Consider the following 16,770-nt stretch of genomic DNA (forward strand, 5'->3'; position numbering starts at 1 on the left):
TCGGCGGCATGCCCGCTCCCTCTCCGTACGCCGCTCGTCTCGCCGCGGTCCCGGTCGAGCGCCGAGAGGTCGAGGTGCTGGGATCGACGACGGCGTACTGGGTCTACGGCGATCCGGATGCGGCGACCGATGCGCCGACGATCATCGCCGTGCACGGTTTCCGCGGTGAGCACCACGGCCTGGAGCCCGTCGTGGCGTACCTGCCCGGCATCCGGATCATCTCGCCCGACCTTCCCGGGTTCGGCGAGACGCCACCCGTGCCCGGTCGCGAGCACGATCTCGGGCTCTACGCAGGCTGGCTGTGCGAGTTCGCCCGGGCGGTGGCGCCGGGAGCGATCATCCTCGGCCACTCGTTCGGCTCGATCGTCTCGTCAGCGGCTGTCGCCAGCGGACTCCAGACGCCGCGCCTGATCCTGATCAATCCGATCGGCGCGCCTGCCCTGGAGGGCCCCAAGGGGCTGCTCACCCGGATCGCGGTGCTGTACTACTCCCTGGGTGCACGCCTGCCGGAGCGTCTCGGGACGGCGCTGCTGAGGCATCCCCTCACTGTTCGCGTGATGAGCATCGCGATGGCGAAGACCCGCGACCCGCAGCTGCGCCGCTTCATCCACGATCAGCACGACGCCTACTTCTCGCGCTTCGCCGACCGCGATGTGCTGCACGATGCGTTCGTGACCAGCGTGTCGCATGACGTCCGCGCCTTCGCGGGCGTGATCGACGTGCCGACCCTGCTCATCGCCGCGCAGCGAGACGACATCACCCCGATCGAGGCCGAGCGCCGGCTGGCGATGATGTTCCCGAACGCCGAGCTCGTCGAGATCGCCGGCGTCGGCCACCTCATCCACTACGAGACGCCGGCTGAGGCAGCAGGAGCGATCCGCCGGTTCCTCAGGCTTCCCGTCGCGCGAGGCCGATGAGACCGGCGACGCGGAACGGGATCACCTCGCCCATGGCGAGGGAGGTCTCGGTTCGCTCGACCCCTTCGATGGAAAGGATGCGCGCGTCGGTGTCGAAGAGGTGGCGGGCATCGCGGCAGGCCACCCGTGCCAGCAGGTCGATCGATCCGCTGAGGCCGTGAGCCTGGACGATCTCGGGCACGCGTGAGAGCTCACTGATGATGCGCGGCAGCTCCGTCTGCCGCACGCCGATGCTGATGAAGGCCTGAAGCGGGAATCCGAGCACCTCGGTGGAGTACGAGCGCTCGTACGACTCGAAGACGCCGGTCTGCTCGAGCCGCGCCATGCGCGCCTGGATGGTGTTGCGCGAAAGGTTGAGCCGGTCGGCCAGCTTGACCACCGTCATGCGCGGGTCTTCGGCGAGTGCGGTGAGCAGTTCGAGATCGGTGCGATCCAACGTGGGCATAGTGCCACACGTTAGCAGGGGTTGATCGTCACTTATTGCGCAACATGCTCAGCGGCCGCAGACATGCTTGAGCGAGGTGTCAGCCAGACGTACCATTCGATCAAGCCCGACGCAGCTGTCGGGAAGCCGTGCACGCCCCACGAAGGCCGCCACGTCAGGAGGACGCCGATGTCACCGCACACCAGCCCGATCGTCGACACGCAGAACGATCTCGAACTCACGGAGCGCATCCTCGCTCCCGACGGCACGCGCGTGCCGAACCCCCAGCTCGACCGCTGGATCGCTGACATCGACTTCCAGACGATGCGCGATCTGCACCGCGACATGGTCGTGCTTCGCCGCATCGACTCGGAGGGCGTGGCGCTGCAACGTCAGGGCCAACTGGGTCTCTGGGCTCCGTGCAACGGCCAGGAGGCGGCTCAGATCGGCACCGGTCGCGCGCTCGCCCCGCACGACTTCGTCTTCCCGAGCTACCGCGAGACCGGTGTGATGTACACCCGCGGGGCCGAGCCGGGCGACTATGTGCGCATGTGGCGCGGAGAGGACGGCGCGGCGTACGACCCCTCGCGGCTGAACATCGCCCCTCTGCAGATCATCATCGGCGCGCAGACGCTGCACGCGGTCGGCTACGGCATGGGAATCCTGCATGACGGCGCCGACGAGGTCGCTGTCACCTACTTCGGTGACGGCGCCACCAGCCAGGGCGATGTCAACGAGGCGATGATCTTCGCCTCGTCGTATCGCGCGCCCGTCGTGTTCGTCTGCCAGAACAACCACTGGGCGATCTCCGAGCCTGTCGGCCTGCAGTCCCAGTACCCGCTCGCCGGCCGCGCTCCCGGGTTCGGCATCCCGAGCCTGCGGGTCGACGGCAACGACGTGCTCGCGTGCATGGCGGCGATGCGCTGGGCGCTCGACCACGCGCGCTCCGGCAAGGGACCCGCGTACCTCGAGGCCGTCACCTATCGCATGGGTCCGCACACCACCGCCGACGACCCGAAGCGCTACCGTGACGATGCCGAGCTCGCGCAGTGGCGCGAGCGCGATCCGATCGCCCGTCTCGAGGCGCATCTGCGCGCGGCCGACGAGCTGACCGACGAGCACCTCGAATCGGTTCAGAAGGCGGCCGACGACGTCGCACGCGAGATGCGTGCCGCGTGCATCGGCATGCAGACCCGCCCCGCTCTCGCCGTGTTCGATCGCGTGTACGCAGAGCCGCACTCCGGCCTGCAGCGCCAGCGCGACGACTACGCGGCCTACCTGGCATCGTTCGAGGAGGCCTGACATGACGACGATGACGATGGGCAAGGCCCTGAACGCCGGCCTTCGGCAGGCCATGCTCGACGACGAGAAGGTCGTGCTGATGGGGGAGGACATCGGAACGCTCGGCGGTGTCTTCCGCATCACCGACGGCCTGAAGGACGAGTTCGGCGCCAAGCGGGTGATCGACACGCCGCTCGCGGAGTCCGGCATCGTCGGCACCGCGGTGGGCCTCGCGTTCCGCGGCTACCGTCCGGTGGTCGAGATCCAGTTCGACGGGTTCATCTACCCGGCGTTCGACCAGATCGTCTCTCAGGTCGCCAAGCTGCACTACCGCACCCAGGGACGGGTGAAGATGCCGATCACCATCCGTGTGCCGTGGGCCGGGGGCATCGGGGCGGCCGAGCATCACTCCGAATCGCCTGAGGCCTACTTCGTGCACACCGCCGGGCTGCGTGTCATCGCGGTCTCAGATCCTCAGGATGCCTACCGCTGCCTGCGCCAGGCGATCGCCAGCGATGATCCTGTGCTGTTCTTCGAGCCCAAGCGTCTGTACCACCACAAGGGCGAGGTCGACCTCGAGGCACCGCTGGCAGATGCTCCGCCGATGGGCCTCGCTCGCGTCGTGCGCCAGGGCACCGACGCCACGATCATCACGTACGGGGCCATGGTGAGCACCGCCCTCGATGCGGCCGCGGCAGCCGAAGACGAGGGGATCTCCCTCGAGGTCATCGACCTTCGCTCCATCTCACCGGTGGACTACGAGACCGTCTCGGCTTCGGTGCGCCGCACTGGCCGGGTGGTGGTCGCGCACGAGGCATCCCGTGAGGCGGGCGTCGCAGCCGAGGTCATCGCGAGCATCACCGAGTACTGCTTCGAGTATCTGGAGGCGGCGCCCGTGCGGGTGACCGGGCATGACATTCCCTACCCGCCTGCGAAGCTCGAGAAGTTCCACCTGCCCGACCTCGACCGCATCCTCGATGCCGTCGACCGTGTGCTCGATCGTCCGCACAGCCTCAGCGGCGCGGACGCGAAGGGAGATCAGCGGTGATCGCCGAATTCCGCCTGCCGGACCTCGGCGAGGGGCTGACCGAAGCCGAGGTGGTCCAGTGGCTCGTGCAGCCCGGTGACCCGGTGGCGCTGAATCAGACTCTCGCGGAGGTCGAGACGGCGAAGGCGGTCGTCGAACTGCCCTCTCCCTACGAGGGAACGGTCGCGACGCTGCATGCGGACGCGGGGGAGACCGTCGCCGTGGGCGCACCGCTGATCGCCTTCGACGTCGTCGGCGAGGAGCCCGCGAGGTCCTCCTCTCCCGCTTCCGAGGCGGAGGAGAAGGCGCAGCCCAACCTCGTCGGATACGGCGCGGCACCGGCATCCTCCGGCCGTCCTGCGCGCCGAGCACGTCGCGGCGGAACTTCTGCGGCGGTGCCCGCAGATGCGGAGGTGCTCGTCGCCGCCCCGCATGATGTGCTTCCGCCCAGCGTCGCAGAGCCGACGGTGGGGGAGCGGCCGCGATCCACTCCGCCCGTCCGCGCGCACGCCAAGCGCCTCGGCGTCGACCTCGCGCTCATCGCCGCCGAGATCGGCGACCGGGTGATCACCCGCGAGGACGTGGATGCCTACGCCGAGCGCACCGGTGCACCCTCGACCACGGCCGCCCCGGCTCCCGCCGAGCCGGCGATGCCGAATGGCGTGCCGGCCGGCGAGCGCGCCCAGACCCGCATCCCGATCAAGGGCGTGCGCAAGCACACCGCCCAGGCGATGGTGCGCAGCGCTTTCACCGCGCCGCATGTCACGACCTTCCACACGGTCGACGTGACAGCCACGATGGAGCTCATCGACCAGCTCAAGGCCGACAGGTCGCTGTCGGAGCACCGGATCGGCCCGCTCGTGGTCGTTGCGAAGGCCGTCGCCCTCGCGCTCGGTCGCAACCCCTCGCTCAACGCGACCTGGGATGAGGCCGCCGGCGAGATCGTGCAGAACCACTTCGTCGACCTCGGGATCGCCGCGGCGACGGAGCGGGGGCTGATCGTGCCGATCATCCGGGATGCAGAGCGACTCTCGCTGACCGGCATGGCGGATGCGCTCACGCAGCTCACCCAGACGGCCCGTGCCGGCAAGACGAGCCCCGCGGAGCTCGCCGGCGGCACGTTCTCGATCACCAACATCGGCGTGTTCGGCATCGATGCGGGAACCCCGATCCTTCCACCAGGGCAGTCCGGCATCCTCGCGGTCGGCGCCGTGCGACGCCAGCCGTGGGAGCACCGGGGCGAGATCGCGCTGCGACAGATGATGACCCTGAGCCTGTCGTTCGATCACCGTCTCGTCGATGGTGCTGAAGGTGCCCGGTTCCTCAAGGATGTCGCCGACATCCTGGAGCAGCCGGGGCGGGCTCTGCTGTTCTGACGCGTCTTCGGCTGTTCACGCGTCGTGGTCGAGCGCTCACCGCGGGGGACTGATCTCAGTCCCCGGCGGTGAGCGCCGACATGGCCATGGCCGCCAGTACACGAGCAGTGTCAGCGCGCGTGCGCAGCGCTGCCGAGGTGCTGTGCGGTGTCGAGTTGAGAAGACCGAAGCAGGCCTGCACGCGCAGGCGCAGCTCTTCCCGATCCGCGGTGACCAGCATGCCGAGGGCATCGATCCACAGCTCGATGTAGGCGCGCTGCAGCCGTCGCACGTCTGCCTGCGAGTCGTCCGACAGGTGCGACAGATCGCGATCCTGCACGCGGATGACGTCGGCGTTGCGCAGCGCGAAGTCGACGTGGAAATCCACGAGCAGCGCCATGCGCGCCCGCTCGTCTCTCTCATCGCGCACGACCGCCGCGCCTCCCGTGACGAGCTCCTCGCTCACACCGATGAGCAGCGCACCCAGCAGGGCCCGCTTTCCCGCGAAGTGCCGGTACACCGCGGGACCGGAGACGCCCACGGCCGCGCCGATGTCCTCGAGACTGACCCCGGAGTAGCCCCGCGCAGCGAAGAGCTCGGCGGCCGCGACGAGGATCGCGTCTGTGCGCTCGGCTTTGGCGCGGTCGCGCGGGGTGAGAGGCGTTGTCATTTCGGTTAATCCTCGCTAACCTGAATTATCGGGTTAGTGCACACTAACCCTTCTGATGCGAATTCTCAGCAACGGTCAAGGAGGACCCGCGATGCCGGTGACCCAGCAGGCACTCGCCGAAGAGCTGCGCGAGCGACTCGCCGTCGCCGCGCTGGGCGGACCGGAGCGCTCGCGCGAGCGTCACGTGTCGCGCGGCAAGATGCTGCCTCGCGATCGTGTCACGAGGCTGCTCGACGAGGGAAGCCCGTTCATCGAGATCGCGCCGCTGGCAGCGCACGGGCTGTACGGCGGCGAGGCTCCGGGAGCCGGAGTCATCGCGGGCATCGGGCTCGTGCACGGCCGGCATGTCATGGTCGTGTGCAACGATCCCACGGTGAAGGGGGGCACCTACTTCCCGCTCACCGTCAAGAAGCATCTCCGAGCGCAGGAGATCGCCCTCGAGAATCGTCTGCCGTGCCTCTACCTCGTCGACTCGGGCGGCGCCTTCCTCCCGAAGCAGGACGAGGTGTTCCCCGATCGTGACCACTTCGGGCGCATCTTCTTCAACCAGGCGCGGATGTCGGCAGAGGGCATCCCTCAACTGGCGGCGGTCCTCGGGTCGTGCACGGCCGGCGGCGCCTACGTGCCGGCCATGAGCGACCAGACCGTGATCGTCCGCAATCAGGGCACGATCTTCCTCGGCGGTCCGCCGCTCGTGAAGGCCGCCATCGGCGAGGTCGTCACAGCGGAGGAGCTCGGCGGAGGCGAGCTGCACGCCCGCCGCTCGGGCGTGGTCGATCATCTGGCCGACGATGACGAACACGCCCTCGAGATCCTCCGCGACATCGTCGCGACGCTTCCGCAGCCTCCTCAGCCCGCATGGCAGGTGGCGTCCGGTGTCGCTCCGGCCGAGACCGGAAGCATGTACGACGTCGTGCCGGTCGATGTGAACGCCGCGTACGACGTGCACGAGGTCGTCGCCCGGCTCGTCGATGCCGACACCTTCAGCGAATTCAAGCCCGAGTACGGCACAACCCTCGTCACGGGGTTCGCTCGCCTGCATGGTCATCCCATCGGCATCGTCGCGAACAACGGGGTGCTCTTCAGCGAGTCGGCGCAGAAGGGCGCGCACTTCATCGAGCTGTGCGATCAGCGAGGCATCCCTCTGCTGTTCCTGCAGAACATCACCGGATTCATGGTCGGCCGTGACGCCGAGGCCGGCGGAATAGCCAAGGACGGCGCGAAGATGGTCACCGCTGTCGCCACCACCCGCGTGCCCAAGCTCACGGTCATCATCGGCGGCTCGTTCGGCGCCGGCAACTACTCCATGTGCGGGCGCGCCTACTCGCCGCGCTTCCTGTGGAGCTGGCCGGCCAGTCGTATCTCGGTGATGGGCGGACCGCAGGCGGCGTCGGTCCTCGCCACCGTCAAGGAGGATCAGCTGACGGCATCCGGAGAGAGCTGGTCTCCTGAGCAGCGCGGCGAGTTCGAGGCGCCGATCCGCACTCAGTACGAGGCCCAGGGCGAGCCCTACTACGCCACCGCCCGGCTCTGGGACGACGGCATCGTCGACCCGGATCAGACGCGCGACCTGCTGGGGCTGGCCCTCGACGTCGTCTCCCGCACGCCCCTTCCCGAGCCGCGCTTCGGCCTCTTCCGGATGTGATCGCCATGACCACTGACACAACCACGACCGCTGGAGCCACGACCACCGAGGCCATGACCCTCGACACCGTTCTCGTCGCCAATCGGGGCGAGATCGCCCGCCGCATCATCCGCACCCTGCGCGAGCTCGGCGTGCGCAGCGTCGCCGTGTACAGCGACGCCGACGCGCAGGCCCCGCACGTGCGCGAGGCAGACCAGGCGATGCACATCGGCGGGTCCGCAGCCGCCGACTCGTACCTCAACGTCGATGCCATCATGGCCGCGGCACGGGCATCCGGAGCTCAGGCCGTCCATCCCGGCTACGGCTTCCTCTCCGAGAGCGTGCAGCTGGCACGGGCGTGCGCGGACGCGGATGTGATCTTCATCGGGCCCGACGAACGCGCGCTCGACATCATGGGCGACAAGGCCACGGCGCGCGACCACGTCGCTCGGCACGGTGTGCCGGTGGTGCCCGGCTTCAACGCAGCTGGGCTCGACGACGCCGAGATCCGCGCCCGTGCCGACGAGGTCGGCTACCCGCTGCTGGTCAAGCCCAGCGCCGGCGGGGGCGGAAAGGGCATGGAGATCGTACGCGCGGGCGACGAGCTCGCCGGGGCACTGGCCACGGCGCGACGGGTCGCGACCGCTGCGTTCGGCGACGACTCGATGGTGCTCGAACGGCTGGTGCAGCGTCCGCGGCACATCGAGGTGCAGGTGTTCGGCGACGCGCACGGCAACGTCATCGCGCTCGGCGAGCGGGAGTGCACCCTGCAGCGCCGGCACCAGAAGGTGATCGAAGAGGCACCGGCCGCCGCGCTGCCCGACGCCGTCCGACAGCGGCTGCTCGATGCGGCCGTGGCTGCGGCCAAGAGCGTCGACTACGTCGGAGCCGGCACGGTCGAGTTCCTCGTCGAGGCAGACGCTGTCGACGACATCTTCTTCATCGAGATGAACACCCGGCTGCAGGTCGAGCACCCCGTGACCGAGGAGGTCACAGGTCTCGACCTGGTCGCGCTGCAGCTGCACATCGCCGCAGGCGGAGCGATCGACCCGGCCCCGGCCGTGCGCGGCCACGCCGTCGAGGCGCGCGTGTACGCGGAGTCTCCCGAGCGCGGATTCCTGCCTTCTACGGGCCGTGTGCTGCTGTTCGACCCGCCTCGTGACGTCAGGGTCGATGCGGCGATCGAGACCGGCTCCGAGATCAGCGGCCACTACGACCCGATGATCGCGAAGGTGATCGCATACGGTGCCGACCGCGCGACTGCGCTTCGCCGCCTCGACGCTGCGCTCGCTCGCACGGTGGTGCTCGGCGTCGAGACCAACATCGCCTTCCTCCGGGCCCTCATCCGGAACCAGCGCGTGATGTCGGGGGATCTCGACACCGGTCTCATCGAGACGATGCTGCCGTTCCCCGCAGCCGCTCCGACGCCGGCCATGCTGGCCGCGGCCGCGCACGCTGTCGAGATGCGGCGTCCTGTCGGCGCCGCGGACATCTGGCACGAGCTGCCCGGCTGGCGGATCGGGAGCCCGGCTCGGATCGATCGTCCCGTGTTCCTCACCGACGACGACGAGGTCGTCGAGGCGCCGATGGCGTACGCGCACGGCATCCCGACGGCGACGGACGCGGAAGGAGCGGTCTGGACCTTCGCCGATGGCGTCACAGCGCGTCTGCGGCCTCTCTCGCGCCGCTCGCGCATGCAGCGTCGTCTCGCCGCGCAGGAGCAGGCATCGGGCCCGCGTGAGCCGGAGGGCCGCGCGCCCATGCCCGGCAGCATCGTCGCCGTGCACGTTGCTGACGGCGACCACGTCCGCGCGGGCGACCCCATCGTCTCGATCGAGGCGATGAAGATGGAGCATCCGGTGCTCGCGCCTCACGACGGCACGGTGCACCTGCTGGTCGCGCTCGGCGATCAGGTGAGACGGGACCAGCCCGTCGCACGAGTCAGCGAAGAGGAGAAAGCATGAGCGCCCAGGCAGAACTGACCGGTGTCGACCTGAACGAGGAGCAGCGCGAGCTCGCCTCGATGGTGCGCGAGTTCGCAGAGGAGGTCGTCGCACCGCAGGCGTACGAGGCCGACCGGACCCACACCCTGAACCTCGATGTGGTCCGCCAGATGGGGGAGATGGGCCTGTTCGGTCTGCCCTTCTCAGAGGAGTACGGCGGGCAGGGCGGCGACTACCTGGCCCTGGGGCTCGCGATCGAGGGCCTGGCACGTGTCGACCAGTCGCTGGCGATCACTCTCGAGGCGGGCGTGAGCCTCGGAGCCATGCCCATCTACCGGTTCGGCACCGAGGAGCAGAAGCAGGAGCACCTGCCGTCGCTGCTCGCCGGCGAGGGCCTGGCAGGCTTCGGTCTCACCGAACCAGAGGCCGGCAGCGACGCGGGCGCGACACGCACCACGGCGCGCCTCGACGGCGGCGAATGGGTGCTCAACGGCAGCAAGCAGTTCATCACCAACTCCGGCACCGGCATCACCCGCTTCGTGACGATGACCGCGGTCACCGGCGAGAGCGACGGGCGCAAGGAGATCTCGACGATCATCGTCCCGAACGGCACCCCCGGCTTCACCGTCGAGCCCGCATACGACAAGGTCGGCTGGAACGCCTCGGACACCCACCCGCTGACCCTCCAGGACGCGCGCGTGCCCGAGGCCAACCTGCTCGGGGAGCGCGGCCGCGGCTTCAGGAACTTCCTCAGCATCCTCGACGAGGGCCGCATCGCGATCGCCGCCCTCGCGACGGGTGCCGCCGAGGGATGCCTGGAGGCAGCGGTCGACTACGCCAACAAGCGCACGGTGTTCGGCTCGGCCCTGAGCACCAGGCAGAACGCGCAGTTCACGCTCGCCCGCATGCGCGCACGCGTCCACACCGCGCGTCTGGCATGGCATCACGCCGCTCGGCTGCGCGACGCCGGCCGCCCGTTCGCAGAAGAGGCCGCGATCGCCAAGCTCGTCTCGGGTGAAGCCGCGATGGACAACGCCCGCGACGCGACGCAGATCTTCGGCGGCAACGGGTTCATGAACGAGTACCCCGTGGCTCGCCACTACCGCGACTCCAAGATCCTCGAGATCGGAGAGGGCACGACCGAGGTGCAGCTGCTCGTCATCGCCCGGTCTCTGGGCCTGGTGGGATAGGGGAGAGCATGACGGATATCGTCCAGCGCGGGCTCTACTTCGAGGAGTTGGAGGTCGGCGCGCGCTATCTGCACAGGCCCGGGCGCACAGCGACCGAGGCCGACAACGTGCTGTTCACCACCCTCACGATGAACACGCAGGCGCTGCATCTGGACGCCGCGTTCGCCGGCGATCAGCAGCCGTTCGGACAGCGCCTGATGAACTCGATGTGGACCCTGTCGACGATGGTCGGAGCGTCGGTCGCGCAGCTCACCCAGGGCACGCTGGTCGCGCAGCTCGGACTCGGTGACATCTCGTTCCCGCATCCGCTGTTCCATGGCGACACGCTGTACACCGAGAGCGTGATCGTCGATAAGAGGCTCTCGGCGTCTCGGCCCGGCCAGGGAATCTGCACGATCGAGCACACGGGGCGCAATCAGCACGGCGTGGTCGTGGCCAAGGCGACCCGTACCGCGCTGATGCGCTGCCTTCCGGAGGGCGAGCGATGATTCTCGGCATGGGGCCGGCGCTGCTGTTCTGTCCGGCCGATCGCCCTGAGCGCTTCGCCGGCGCACTGCAGAAGGCCGATGCCGTGATCCTGGATCTCGAGGATGCGGTGCTTCCGGATGCCAAAGCCGAGGCTCGCGAGAACGTCATCGCTGCAGATCTCGACCCCTCCCGGGTCATCGTGCGGGTGAATGCACCCGAGACCGCGGAGTTCGCACTCGACGTCGAGGCCCTGCAGCGCACTCCGTTCCGCACCGTGATGGTCGCGAAGAGCGAGGACCCGTCGGCGTTCGACGCCTTCGGGGCGGACTTCGGTGTGATCGCGCTGTGCGAGACCGCGCGAGGCGTGCACCGGGCCGGCGAGATCGCCTCTCACGGGCGGACGGTGGGGATGATGTGGGGTGCCGAAGACCTGGTGGCCTCGCTCGGAGGCTTGTCGAGCCGCTTTCCCGACGGACGCTACCGGGACGTCGCGCGCGCGGCCCGCGCGCAGGTCCTGCTGGCTGCCGGGGCATACGGCCGCACGGCCGTCGACGCCGTGCACCTCGACATCGATGACGTGGACGGGCTGGCCGCAGAGGCCGCCGACGCCGTGGCGTCCGGATTCGGCGCGACCGCGTGCATCCATCCGAAGCAGGTGGCCGTCATCCGCGACGCGTACCGGCCGGACGGGGCCACGCTCTCGTGGGCCCGCGCCGTGCTCGCCGCAGCCGAGGGGGAGCGGGGTGTGTTCCGGCACGACGGGCGCATGATCGACGAGCCGGTGCTGCGGCACGCCAGGGCTGTTCTCAGCCGGGGCTGATCCGGCCGGCGGTCAGAGGACGACGGCCTCTTCGAGCAGGCGCAGCGTATCCGGCGACGCTTCGAAGCGGTGCAGGGATCCGTTGCCGAGCACGCTGCCGAGTGCGGGCAGCGTGCCGCCTGAGGCGTGGTCGATGAGCGAGCGGATCACTCCGCCGTGGGTCACGACGATCACCGACTCGGCGGTCGGAGCGGAACGGCGGCGGGCATCTCGTGCGATGCGGTGCAGTGCGGCCATGGCGCGCACGCACACATCCTCGAGCGACTCCGCCCCCGGCACCTCGCCGTGCCAGTCGCCGTAGGCCTCGATGTAGTCCTTGACGAGCATCCCCTCGCCGACGCCGAACTCCCGTTCCCGCATGTCCGGAACGAGCGTGGGAGCCGCGAGACCCAGCTCGTCCGCGATGATCTCGGCGGTCTCCCTCGCTCGCTTCAGCGGGCTCGCGTAGATGGCGTGGTGCTGAGCGCGGCCGAGCTTGTGCGCCGCGTATCGAGCGTCGTCCCTGCCGGTCTCGTTCAGGGGGATGTCGGTGGTGCCCTGGATGCGGCGGGCGAGGTTCCAGTCGGTCTGGCCGTGGCGTACGAGTGTCAGCAGGGTCACCCCTCGAGCCTAGGGGAGGCGGCTCAGAGGACGCCGAGTCGGGAGGCCAGCGCCGTGAGCACCTCGGTCGTCCCTCCCATGATCACCTCGTCCGCCCACACATCGGCTCTGGTGGGCTCGTGGTTGACGATGACGATGGGCATGTCGCGGCGTCGTGCGCGCTCGATCACGCGGATGCCGGAGTTGACGGTCAGCGACGTGCCGGCGACGACGAGCGCGTTCGATGCGTGCACGAGCGATTCGGCCAGGGCGAACCGCGCGACGGGCACGAACTCGCCGAAGTACACGACGTCAGGCTTGAGCATCCCGCCGCAGATCTCGCACGCCGGGATGACGAAGCCCTCGGTGCTCTCCGGCGACACATCGCCATCGGGGTTGAGCACGATGTTCTCGGGGACGAGGATCCACGGGTTGAGCGTCTCGATGCGCTCGGCGATGGCCCGCCGGTCGTACACCTGACCGCAGTGCAGGCACAGCGTGCGGTGCATCGTGCCGTGCAGCTCGATGACCCGCCGGCTGCCTGCGCGCAGATGGAGCCCGTCGACGTTCTGCGTGACGATGCCCGTCGATGCGCCCGATCGTTCGAGGGCCGCGAGGGCGAGATGCCCGCCGTTCGGGTCCGGCGCGGTGAACGCGCGGTATCCGAGATGCCCGCCGAGCCAGTACCGGCGCCGAGCCGCCTCGTCCGAGAGGTAGGTCTGGATGGTCATGGGCTTCGAGCGCGGCGGTGCGCCCGCGCCGCGGTACGCCGGAATGCCCGAGTCGGTCGATATGCCGGCGCCGGTGAGCACAGCGAATCGTCGGGACAGCAGAAGATCGGCGGCACGGTCGACCGCGTCGGAGATCGTGTCCGAGGGCTCGAGCGACTGCACCCCGGAAGTCTAAGCGCCTCTGAGGGGCTTCGGGGCCGTCACGGCCTGACAGCATGGAGGGATGCAGCTGCACCACCTCACCGATCCGCACGATCCCGTGCTCGACGACTACCGTTCTCTCACCGACACGGCGCTGCGTCGGGTGCGAGAGCCGGCGGGCGGGCTGTACATCGCCGAATCGGCGAAGGTGATCGAGCGGGCGCTGCAGGCCGGGCACCGGCCGCGATCGGTCCTGACGCAGCAGAAGTGGACGGATGCCGTCTCCGACCTCGTCGGCGACCGCGATGTGCCGGTGTACGTCGTCGCCGACGACGTCGCCGAGCGGCTCACGGGGTTCGCGGTGCACCGCGGCGTGATGGCGGCCATGCACCGGCCCGCTGCGGCATCCGTGGGAGAGGTCCTCTCGGCGATCGACCGTGCCCGTCCGCGGATCGCGATCCTGGAGGGACTCACCGACCACACCAACGTCGGTGCGATCTTCCGGTCGGCGGCTGCTCTGGGCGTCGATGCCGTGCTGGTCACCCCCACCTGCGCGGACCCCCTCTACCGGCGGTCGGTGCGCGTGTCGATGGGCGCGGTGTTCCAGGTGCCGTGGACGCGGATCGACAGCTGGCCGGCAGAGATCGGCACGCTCCGGGCGGCGGGCTATGTGACCGCCGGGATGACGCTGGGGGAGGGCGCCGTCACCCTGGATGATCTCGTGGCCGAGTCGCCCGAGCGGCTCGCGCTCGTGTTCGGCACGGAGGGAGACGGCATCCTGCCCGACACCGACCGGATGCTGGATCGCCGAGTGACCATCCCGATGAGGGGCGGCGTCGACTCGCTCAACGTCGCGGCGGCGTCAGCGGTCGCGTTCTACGCGACACGCTGACCTGCGCCGCTGGGGGCCGCTCAGCCGATGTCGCCGCGCAGGAAGGGGCCCGCATCCGGGCGCTTCGCAGCGACGTGATCGCCCGACGACTGGTGCCGAAGGCGCCGCAGCACCCAGGGCACGAGGTGCTCGCGCGCCCAGCCGATGTCCTCGGTGCGCGCTTCACGCCAGGTGCGCACGGGAATGGGGTCGGGCTGCATCGCCTGCAGCGAGTTCGGCACGTTCAGCGCACGCAGCACCATGCGGGCCACCTCGTGGTGGCCCAGAGCGTTCAGGTGCAGCCGGTCGTCGGCGAAGAACCGGGTGTCCTGGATGACCTTGAGCGCCCACTGGTCGGCGACGATGCAGTCGTGGCGGTCGGCGATGGCCCGCACGTTCTCGTTGTAGATGGCGACCTTGCCGCGGAAGGCACGGAACACGGGCGTGAAGTTCGTGTCGATGCCGGTGAACAGCACGACCGCGGCTCCCGTGGACGCGAGCCGCGCCACGGCGTCCTCGAGCTGCGAGGCGATGTCGTCAGGGTCGGTACGCGGGCGGATCACGTCGTTGCCGCCTGCGCAGATCGAGACGAGGTCAGGCTTGAGCGCCACGGCCGGTTCGATCTGCTCGACGACGATCTGGCGGATGAGCTTGCCTCGCACGGCCAGGTTCGCGTAGGCGAAGTCGTCGACGTCCTTCGACAGCACCTCGGCCACCCGATCGGCCCAGCCGCGGTGGCCGCCGGGGGCGGCGTCATCGGGGTCGCCGATGCCCTCGGTGAACGAGTCGCCGACGGCGACGAACCGACGCCACGGGTGCGGCCCCTCGTTCGCGATGTACGGGGTGCGCGACGAATCCTGGTCGACCATCGTCTCTCCTTCGGCAGGCGCGCCTCGGGGTGCCCGGGCACAGCATCCGAGCCTACCCCGGGCCTCGAAGCGAACTGTCGGCGGGCTGGATTATCGTAGACGGGATGCTCTCTCCGTCCTTCCCTCAGCGCGCCCCATGGGGTACCGCCGACAAGCTGAGGGCCTGGCAGAGAGAGGCCCTCGAGCAGTACTTCCAGGCCGACCAGCGCGACTTTCTCGTCGCGGCGACGCCCGGGGCAGGAAAGACGACCTTCGCCCTGACGCTCGCCGTGGAGCTCCTGCGGATGGGCGAGGTCAACCGGGTCATCGTCGTGGCCCCCACCGAGCACCTCAAGACCCAGTGGGCCGATGCCGCCGCACGCGTGCACATCCGCCTCGACCCGCACTTCAAGAACAGCCACTGGGCACCTGCGCGGCACTATCACGGTGTGGTCGTGACCTACGCGCAGGTCGCGGCGAAGTCGTCGCTGCACCGTCACCTCACCGAGGACGCGAAGACGCTGGTCATCCTCGACGAGGTGCATCACGGCGGTGATGCCCTCAGCTGGGGCGACGCGATCCGCGACGCATACGGACCGGCGAAGCGGCGCCTGCTGCTGTCGGGAACACCGTTCCGCAGCGATACCGCGCCCATTCCCTTCGTGGAATACCTGCCAGACGAGTCGGGCGCTCGCATCTCGAGCACCGACTACGCCTACGGATACGGGCGCGCGCTCGAAGACGGCGTCGTCAGGCCCGTGCTCTTCCACATGTACTCCGGCAAGATGCGCTGGCGCACCAGCGCGGGCGATGAGCTGGAAGCGCACCTCGGGCAGGACAACACGAAGGACGTCACCTCGCAGGCGTGGCGCACGGCGCTCGATCCTGAGGGGGAGTGGATGCCGGCTGTGCTGCGCGCAGCCGATCGCCGGCTCTCCGAGATCCGCCATCACGTGCCCGATGCCGGCGGCCTGGTGCTGGCCACCGATCAGACGGTGGCGCGCGCGTACGCGAAGATCCTGCACAGCATCACCGGTCAGCAGCCGACCGTCGTGCTCAGCGACGACGCCTCGGCCTCGGAGCGGATCGAGAAGTTCAGCGCCGACGACCGGCGATGGATGGTGGCCGTCCGCATGGTGTCCGAGGGCGTCGACGTGCCGCGCCTCGCGGTCGGCGTGTACGCCACCTCGTCGTCGACTCCGCTGTTCTTCGCCCAGGCGATCGGCCGCTTCGTGCGCGCCCGGCGTCGCGGCGAGGCCGCGAGCGTGTTCCTGCCCAACGTGCCGGTGCTGATGACTCTCGCGAACGAGATGGAGAAGCAGCGCGACCACGCGCTGGATCGCCAGACGAAAGACGAAGACGGTCTCGAGGACTCGCTGCTGGAGAGCGCGAACCGGGAGGACGACGCGTCGGATGCCCTGACGCAGGAGTTCAGCTATCAGGCGATCTCGTCGCTCGCGCACTTCGACCGCGTCGTGTTCGACGGCAAGGACTTCGGGCAGCTCGCCGAGCCGGGCACCCCCGAAGAGGAGGAGTTCATCGGCTTCCCCGGCCTGCTCGAGCCAGAGCACGTGCACGACCTGCTGATGCAGCGCCAGGCCCGGCAGAGCAAGCTGCGCCAGGCGCGCGAGGCGACCGCGCCTCCCGAGCAGGAGTCGACGCTTCCCGCTCCGCTGCACCGCACGCTCCGCGAGCAGCGGCAGCTGCTGAACAGTCTGGTCGGACTCTATGCCCGGCAGAGCGGCGAGCCGCACGGTGCTGTGCATGCCGAGCTTCGCCGCGTCTGCGGCGGTCCTGCCGTCGCACAGGCGACGGTCACGCAGCTGCAGTCGCGCATCGACGTGCTGCGCAAGCGCGTGCGCTCCTGAGCGCGTGTCGTGC

16 protein-coding genes are annotated in these 16,770 nt (G+C 69.4%); 11 read left to right on the forward strand and 5 right to left on the reverse strand.

Annotation, left to right across the window (positions count from 1 at the left end; all coding sequences use genetic code 11):
* The first annotated feature begins 8 nt into the window (after nucleotides 1-8).
* Nucleotides 9-917 (forward strand): alpha/beta hydrolase, encoded by a 909-nt coding sequence (locus AB0N59_RS11160; RefSeq protein WP_363482926.1) that lies wholly within the window; start codon nucleotides 9-11, stop codon nucleotides 915-917.
* On the opposite strand, the gene AB0N59_RS11165 is transcribed toward AB0N59_RS11160, so the two are convergent.
* The gene (locus AB0N59_RS11165) at nucleotides 889-1,362 is read right to left on the reverse strand and encodes an Lrp/AsnC family transcriptional regulator (RefSeq protein WP_204973586.1); all 474 of its coding nucleotides are present in this window, start codon (nucleotides 1,360-1,362) and stop codon (nucleotides 889-891) included. The genes AB0N59_RS11160 and AB0N59_RS11165 overlap by 29 nt on opposite strands.
* 168 nt (nucleotides 1,363-1,530) lie before the next feature.
* On the opposite strand from AB0N59_RS11165, the gene AB0N59_RS11170 reads away from it, so the two are divergent.
* From AB0N59_RS11170 to AB0N59_RS11180, 3 genes are read left to right on the forward strand one after another with little or no spacing between them, the layout of a single operon-like run.
* Nucleotides 1,531-2,643, forward strand: coding sequence for a thiamine pyrophosphate-dependent dehydrogenase E1 component subunit alpha (locus AB0N59_RS11170; protein ID WP_363482930.1), 1,113 nt, complete (start codon nucleotides 1,531-1,533; stop codon nucleotides 2,641-2,643).
* 1 nt (nucleotide 2,644) lies between these two features.
* Nucleotides 2,645-3,670 carry an alpha-ketoacid dehydrogenase subunit beta gene (locus AB0N59_RS11175; protein WP_363482933.1) on the forward strand — a complete coding sequence of 342 codons (1,026 nt, stop codon included), beginning with the start codon at nucleotides 2,645-2,647 and terminating at the stop codon, nucleotides 3,668-3,670.
* Nucleotides 3,667-5,025 carry a dihydrolipoamide acetyltransferase family protein gene (locus AB0N59_RS11180; protein ID WP_363482936.1) on the forward strand — a complete coding sequence of 453 codons (1,359 nt, stop codon included), beginning with the start codon at nucleotides 3,667-3,669 and terminating at the stop codon, nucleotides 5,023-5,025. Before AB0N59_RS11175 ends, AB0N59_RS11180 begins: the two co-directional genes overlap by 4 nt.
* A gap of 55 nt (nucleotides 5,026-5,080) precedes the next feature.
* Here AB0N59_RS11180 and AB0N59_RS11185 read toward each other — a convergent pair whose 3' ends face one another.
* A complete protein-coding gene (locus AB0N59_RS11185; RefSeq protein WP_363482939.1) occupies nucleotides 5,081-5,674 on the reverse strand; it encodes a TetR/AcrR family transcriptional regulator in 594 nt (197 codons plus the stop codon).
* 91 nt (nucleotides 5,675-5,765) lie between these two features.
* On the opposite strand from AB0N59_RS11185, the gene AB0N59_RS11190 reads away from it, so the two are divergent.
* The 5 genes from AB0N59_RS11190 to AB0N59_RS11210 are packed head-to-tail and all read left to right on the forward strand — an operon-like array spanning nucleotide 5,766 to nucleotide 11,719.
* Nucleotides 5,766-7,319 carry a carboxyl transferase domain-containing protein gene (locus AB0N59_RS11190; protein WP_363482942.1) on the forward strand — a complete coding sequence of 518 codons (1,554 nt, stop codon included), beginning with the start codon at nucleotides 5,766-5,768 and terminating at the stop codon, nucleotides 7,317-7,319.
* Nucleotides 7,320-7,324: 5 nt separating this feature from the next.
* Nucleotides 7,325-9,262, forward strand: a complete 1,938-nt coding sequence (locus AB0N59_RS11195) for a biotin carboxylase N-terminal domain-containing protein (RefSeq protein WP_363482945.1) — start codon at nucleotides 7,325-7,327, stop codon at nucleotides 9,260-9,262.
* Nucleotides 9,259-10,431: an acyl-CoA dehydrogenase family protein gene (locus AB0N59_RS11200; protein WP_363482948.1), complete on the forward strand. Its 1,173-nt coding sequence runs from the start codon at nucleotides 9,259-9,261 to the stop codon at nucleotides 10,429-10,431. Before AB0N59_RS11195 ends, AB0N59_RS11200 begins: the two co-directional genes overlap by 4 nt.
* An 8-nt stretch (nucleotides 10,432-10,439) precedes the next feature.
* Complete coding sequence (locus AB0N59_RS11205) at nucleotides 10,440-10,919, forward strand: MaoC family dehydratase (protein ID WP_363482951.1); 480 nt, start codon at nucleotides 10,440-10,442, stop codon at nucleotides 10,917-10,919.
* Complete coding sequence (locus AB0N59_RS11210) at nucleotides 10,916-11,719, forward strand: CoA ester lyase (protein ID WP_363482954.1); 804 nt, start codon at nucleotides 10,916-10,918, stop codon at nucleotides 11,717-11,719. Before AB0N59_RS11205 ends, AB0N59_RS11210 begins: the two co-directional genes overlap by 4 nt.
* Nucleotides 11,720-11,731: 12 nt before the next feature.
* Here AB0N59_RS11210 and AB0N59_RS11215 read toward each other — a convergent pair whose 3' ends face one another.
* Together AB0N59_RS11215 and AB0N59_RS11220 are read right to left on the reverse strand one after the other, a co-directional pair.
* Nucleotides 11,732-12,319, reverse strand: a complete 588-nt coding sequence (locus tag AB0N59_RS11215) for a histidine phosphatase family protein (protein ID WP_363482957.1) — start codon at nucleotides 12,317-12,319, stop codon at nucleotides 11,732-11,734.
* Nucleotides 12,320-12,342: 23 nt separating this feature from the next.
* The gene (locus AB0N59_RS11220) at nucleotides 12,343-13,191 is read right to left on the reverse strand and encodes a Sir2 family NAD-dependent protein deacetylase (RefSeq protein WP_363482959.1); all 849 of its coding nucleotides are present in this window, start codon (nucleotides 13,189-13,191) and stop codon (nucleotides 12,343-12,345) included.
* Nucleotides 13,192-13,252: 61 nt separating this feature from the next.
* Between AB0N59_RS11220 and AB0N59_RS11225 the strand changes: the two genes are divergently transcribed.
* The gene (locus tag AB0N59_RS11225; RefSeq protein ID WP_363482963.1) at nucleotides 13,253-14,062 is read left to right on the forward strand and encodes an RNA methyltransferase; all 810 of its coding nucleotides are present in this window, start codon (nucleotides 13,253-13,255) and stop codon (nucleotides 14,060-14,062) included.
* A 20-nt stretch (nucleotides 14,063-14,082) separates the two neighbouring features.
* On the opposite strand, the gene AB0N59_RS11230 is transcribed toward AB0N59_RS11225, so the two are convergent.
* Nucleotides 14,083-14,910, reverse strand: a complete 828-nt coding sequence (locus tag AB0N59_RS11230) for an SGNH/GDSL hydrolase family protein (RefSeq protein ID WP_363482965.1) — start codon at nucleotides 14,908-14,910, stop codon at nucleotides 14,083-14,085.
* A 104-nt stretch (nucleotides 14,911-15,014) separates the two neighbouring features.
* Between AB0N59_RS11230 and AB0N59_RS11235 the strand changes: the two genes are divergently transcribed.
* A complete protein-coding gene (locus AB0N59_RS11235; protein WP_363482968.1) occupies nucleotides 15,015-16,757 on the forward strand; it encodes a DEAD/DEAH box helicase in 1,743 nt (580 codons plus the stop codon).
* Nucleotides 16,758-16,770 lie beyond the last annotated feature (13 nt).

Source organism: Microbacterium sp. NPDC089321, assembly GCF_040684935.1.
In the GTDB taxonomy this organism is placed as follows: Bacteria; Actinomycetota; Actinomycetes; order Actinomycetales; family Microbacteriaceae; genus Microbacterium.

What these genes read in the sequence shown, in the direction of transcription:
- AB0N59_RS11185 (WP_363482939.1), bottom strand. Translation starts at nt 5,674, where the DNA reads ATGACAACGCCTCTCACCCCGCGCGACCGCGCCAAAGCCGAGCGCACA.
- AB0N59_RS11200 (WP_363482948.1), top strand. Translation starts at nt 9,259, where the DNA reads ATGAGCGCCCAGGCAGAACTGACCGGTGTCGACCTGAACGAGGAGCAG.
- AB0N59_RS11170 (WP_363482930.1), top strand. Translation starts at nt 1,531, where the DNA reads ATGTCACCGCACACCAGCCCGATCGTCGACACGCAGAACGATCTCGAA.
- AB0N59_RS11235 (WP_363482968.1), top strand. Translation starts at nt 15,015, where the DNA reads ATGCTCTCTCCGTCCTTCCCTCAGCGCGCCCCATGGGGTACCGCCGAC.
- AB0N59_RS11175 (WP_363482933.1), top strand. Translation starts at nt 2,645, where the DNA reads ATGACGACGATGACGATGGGCAAGGCCCTGAACGCCGGCCTTCGGCAG.
- AB0N59_RS11165 (WP_204973586.1), bottom strand. Translation starts at nt 1,362, where the DNA reads ATGCCCACGTTGGATCGCACCGATCTCGAACTGCTCACCGCACTCGCC.
- AB0N59_RS11210 (WP_363482954.1), top strand. Translation starts at nt 10,916, where the DNA reads ATGATTCTCGGCATGGGGCCGGCGCTGCTGTTCTGTCCGGCCGATCGC.
- AB0N59_RS11225 (WP_363482963.1), top strand. Translation starts at nt 13,253, where the DNA reads ATGCAGCTGCACCACCTCACCGATCCGCACGATCCCGTGCTCGACGAC.
- AB0N59_RS11195 (WP_363482945.1), top strand. Translation starts at nt 7,325, where the DNA reads ATGACCACTGACACAACCACGACCGCTGGAGCCACGACCACCGAGGCC.
- AB0N59_RS11190 (WP_363482942.1), top strand. Translation starts at nt 5,766, where the DNA reads ATGCCGGTGACCCAGCAGGCACTCGCCGAAGAGCTGCGCGAGCGACTC.
- AB0N59_RS11160 (WP_363482926.1), top strand. Translation starts at nt 9, where the DNA reads ATGCCCGCTCCCTCTCCGTACGCCGCTCGTCTCGCCGCGGTCCCGGTC.
- AB0N59_RS11205 (WP_363482951.1), top strand. Translation starts at nt 10,440, where the DNA reads ATGACGGATATCGTCCAGCGCGGGCTCTACTTCGAGGAGTTGGAGGTC.
- AB0N59_RS11230 (WP_363482965.1), bottom strand. Translation starts at nt 14,910, where the DNA reads ATGGTCGACCAGGATTCGTCGCGCACCCCGTACATCGCGAACGAGGGG.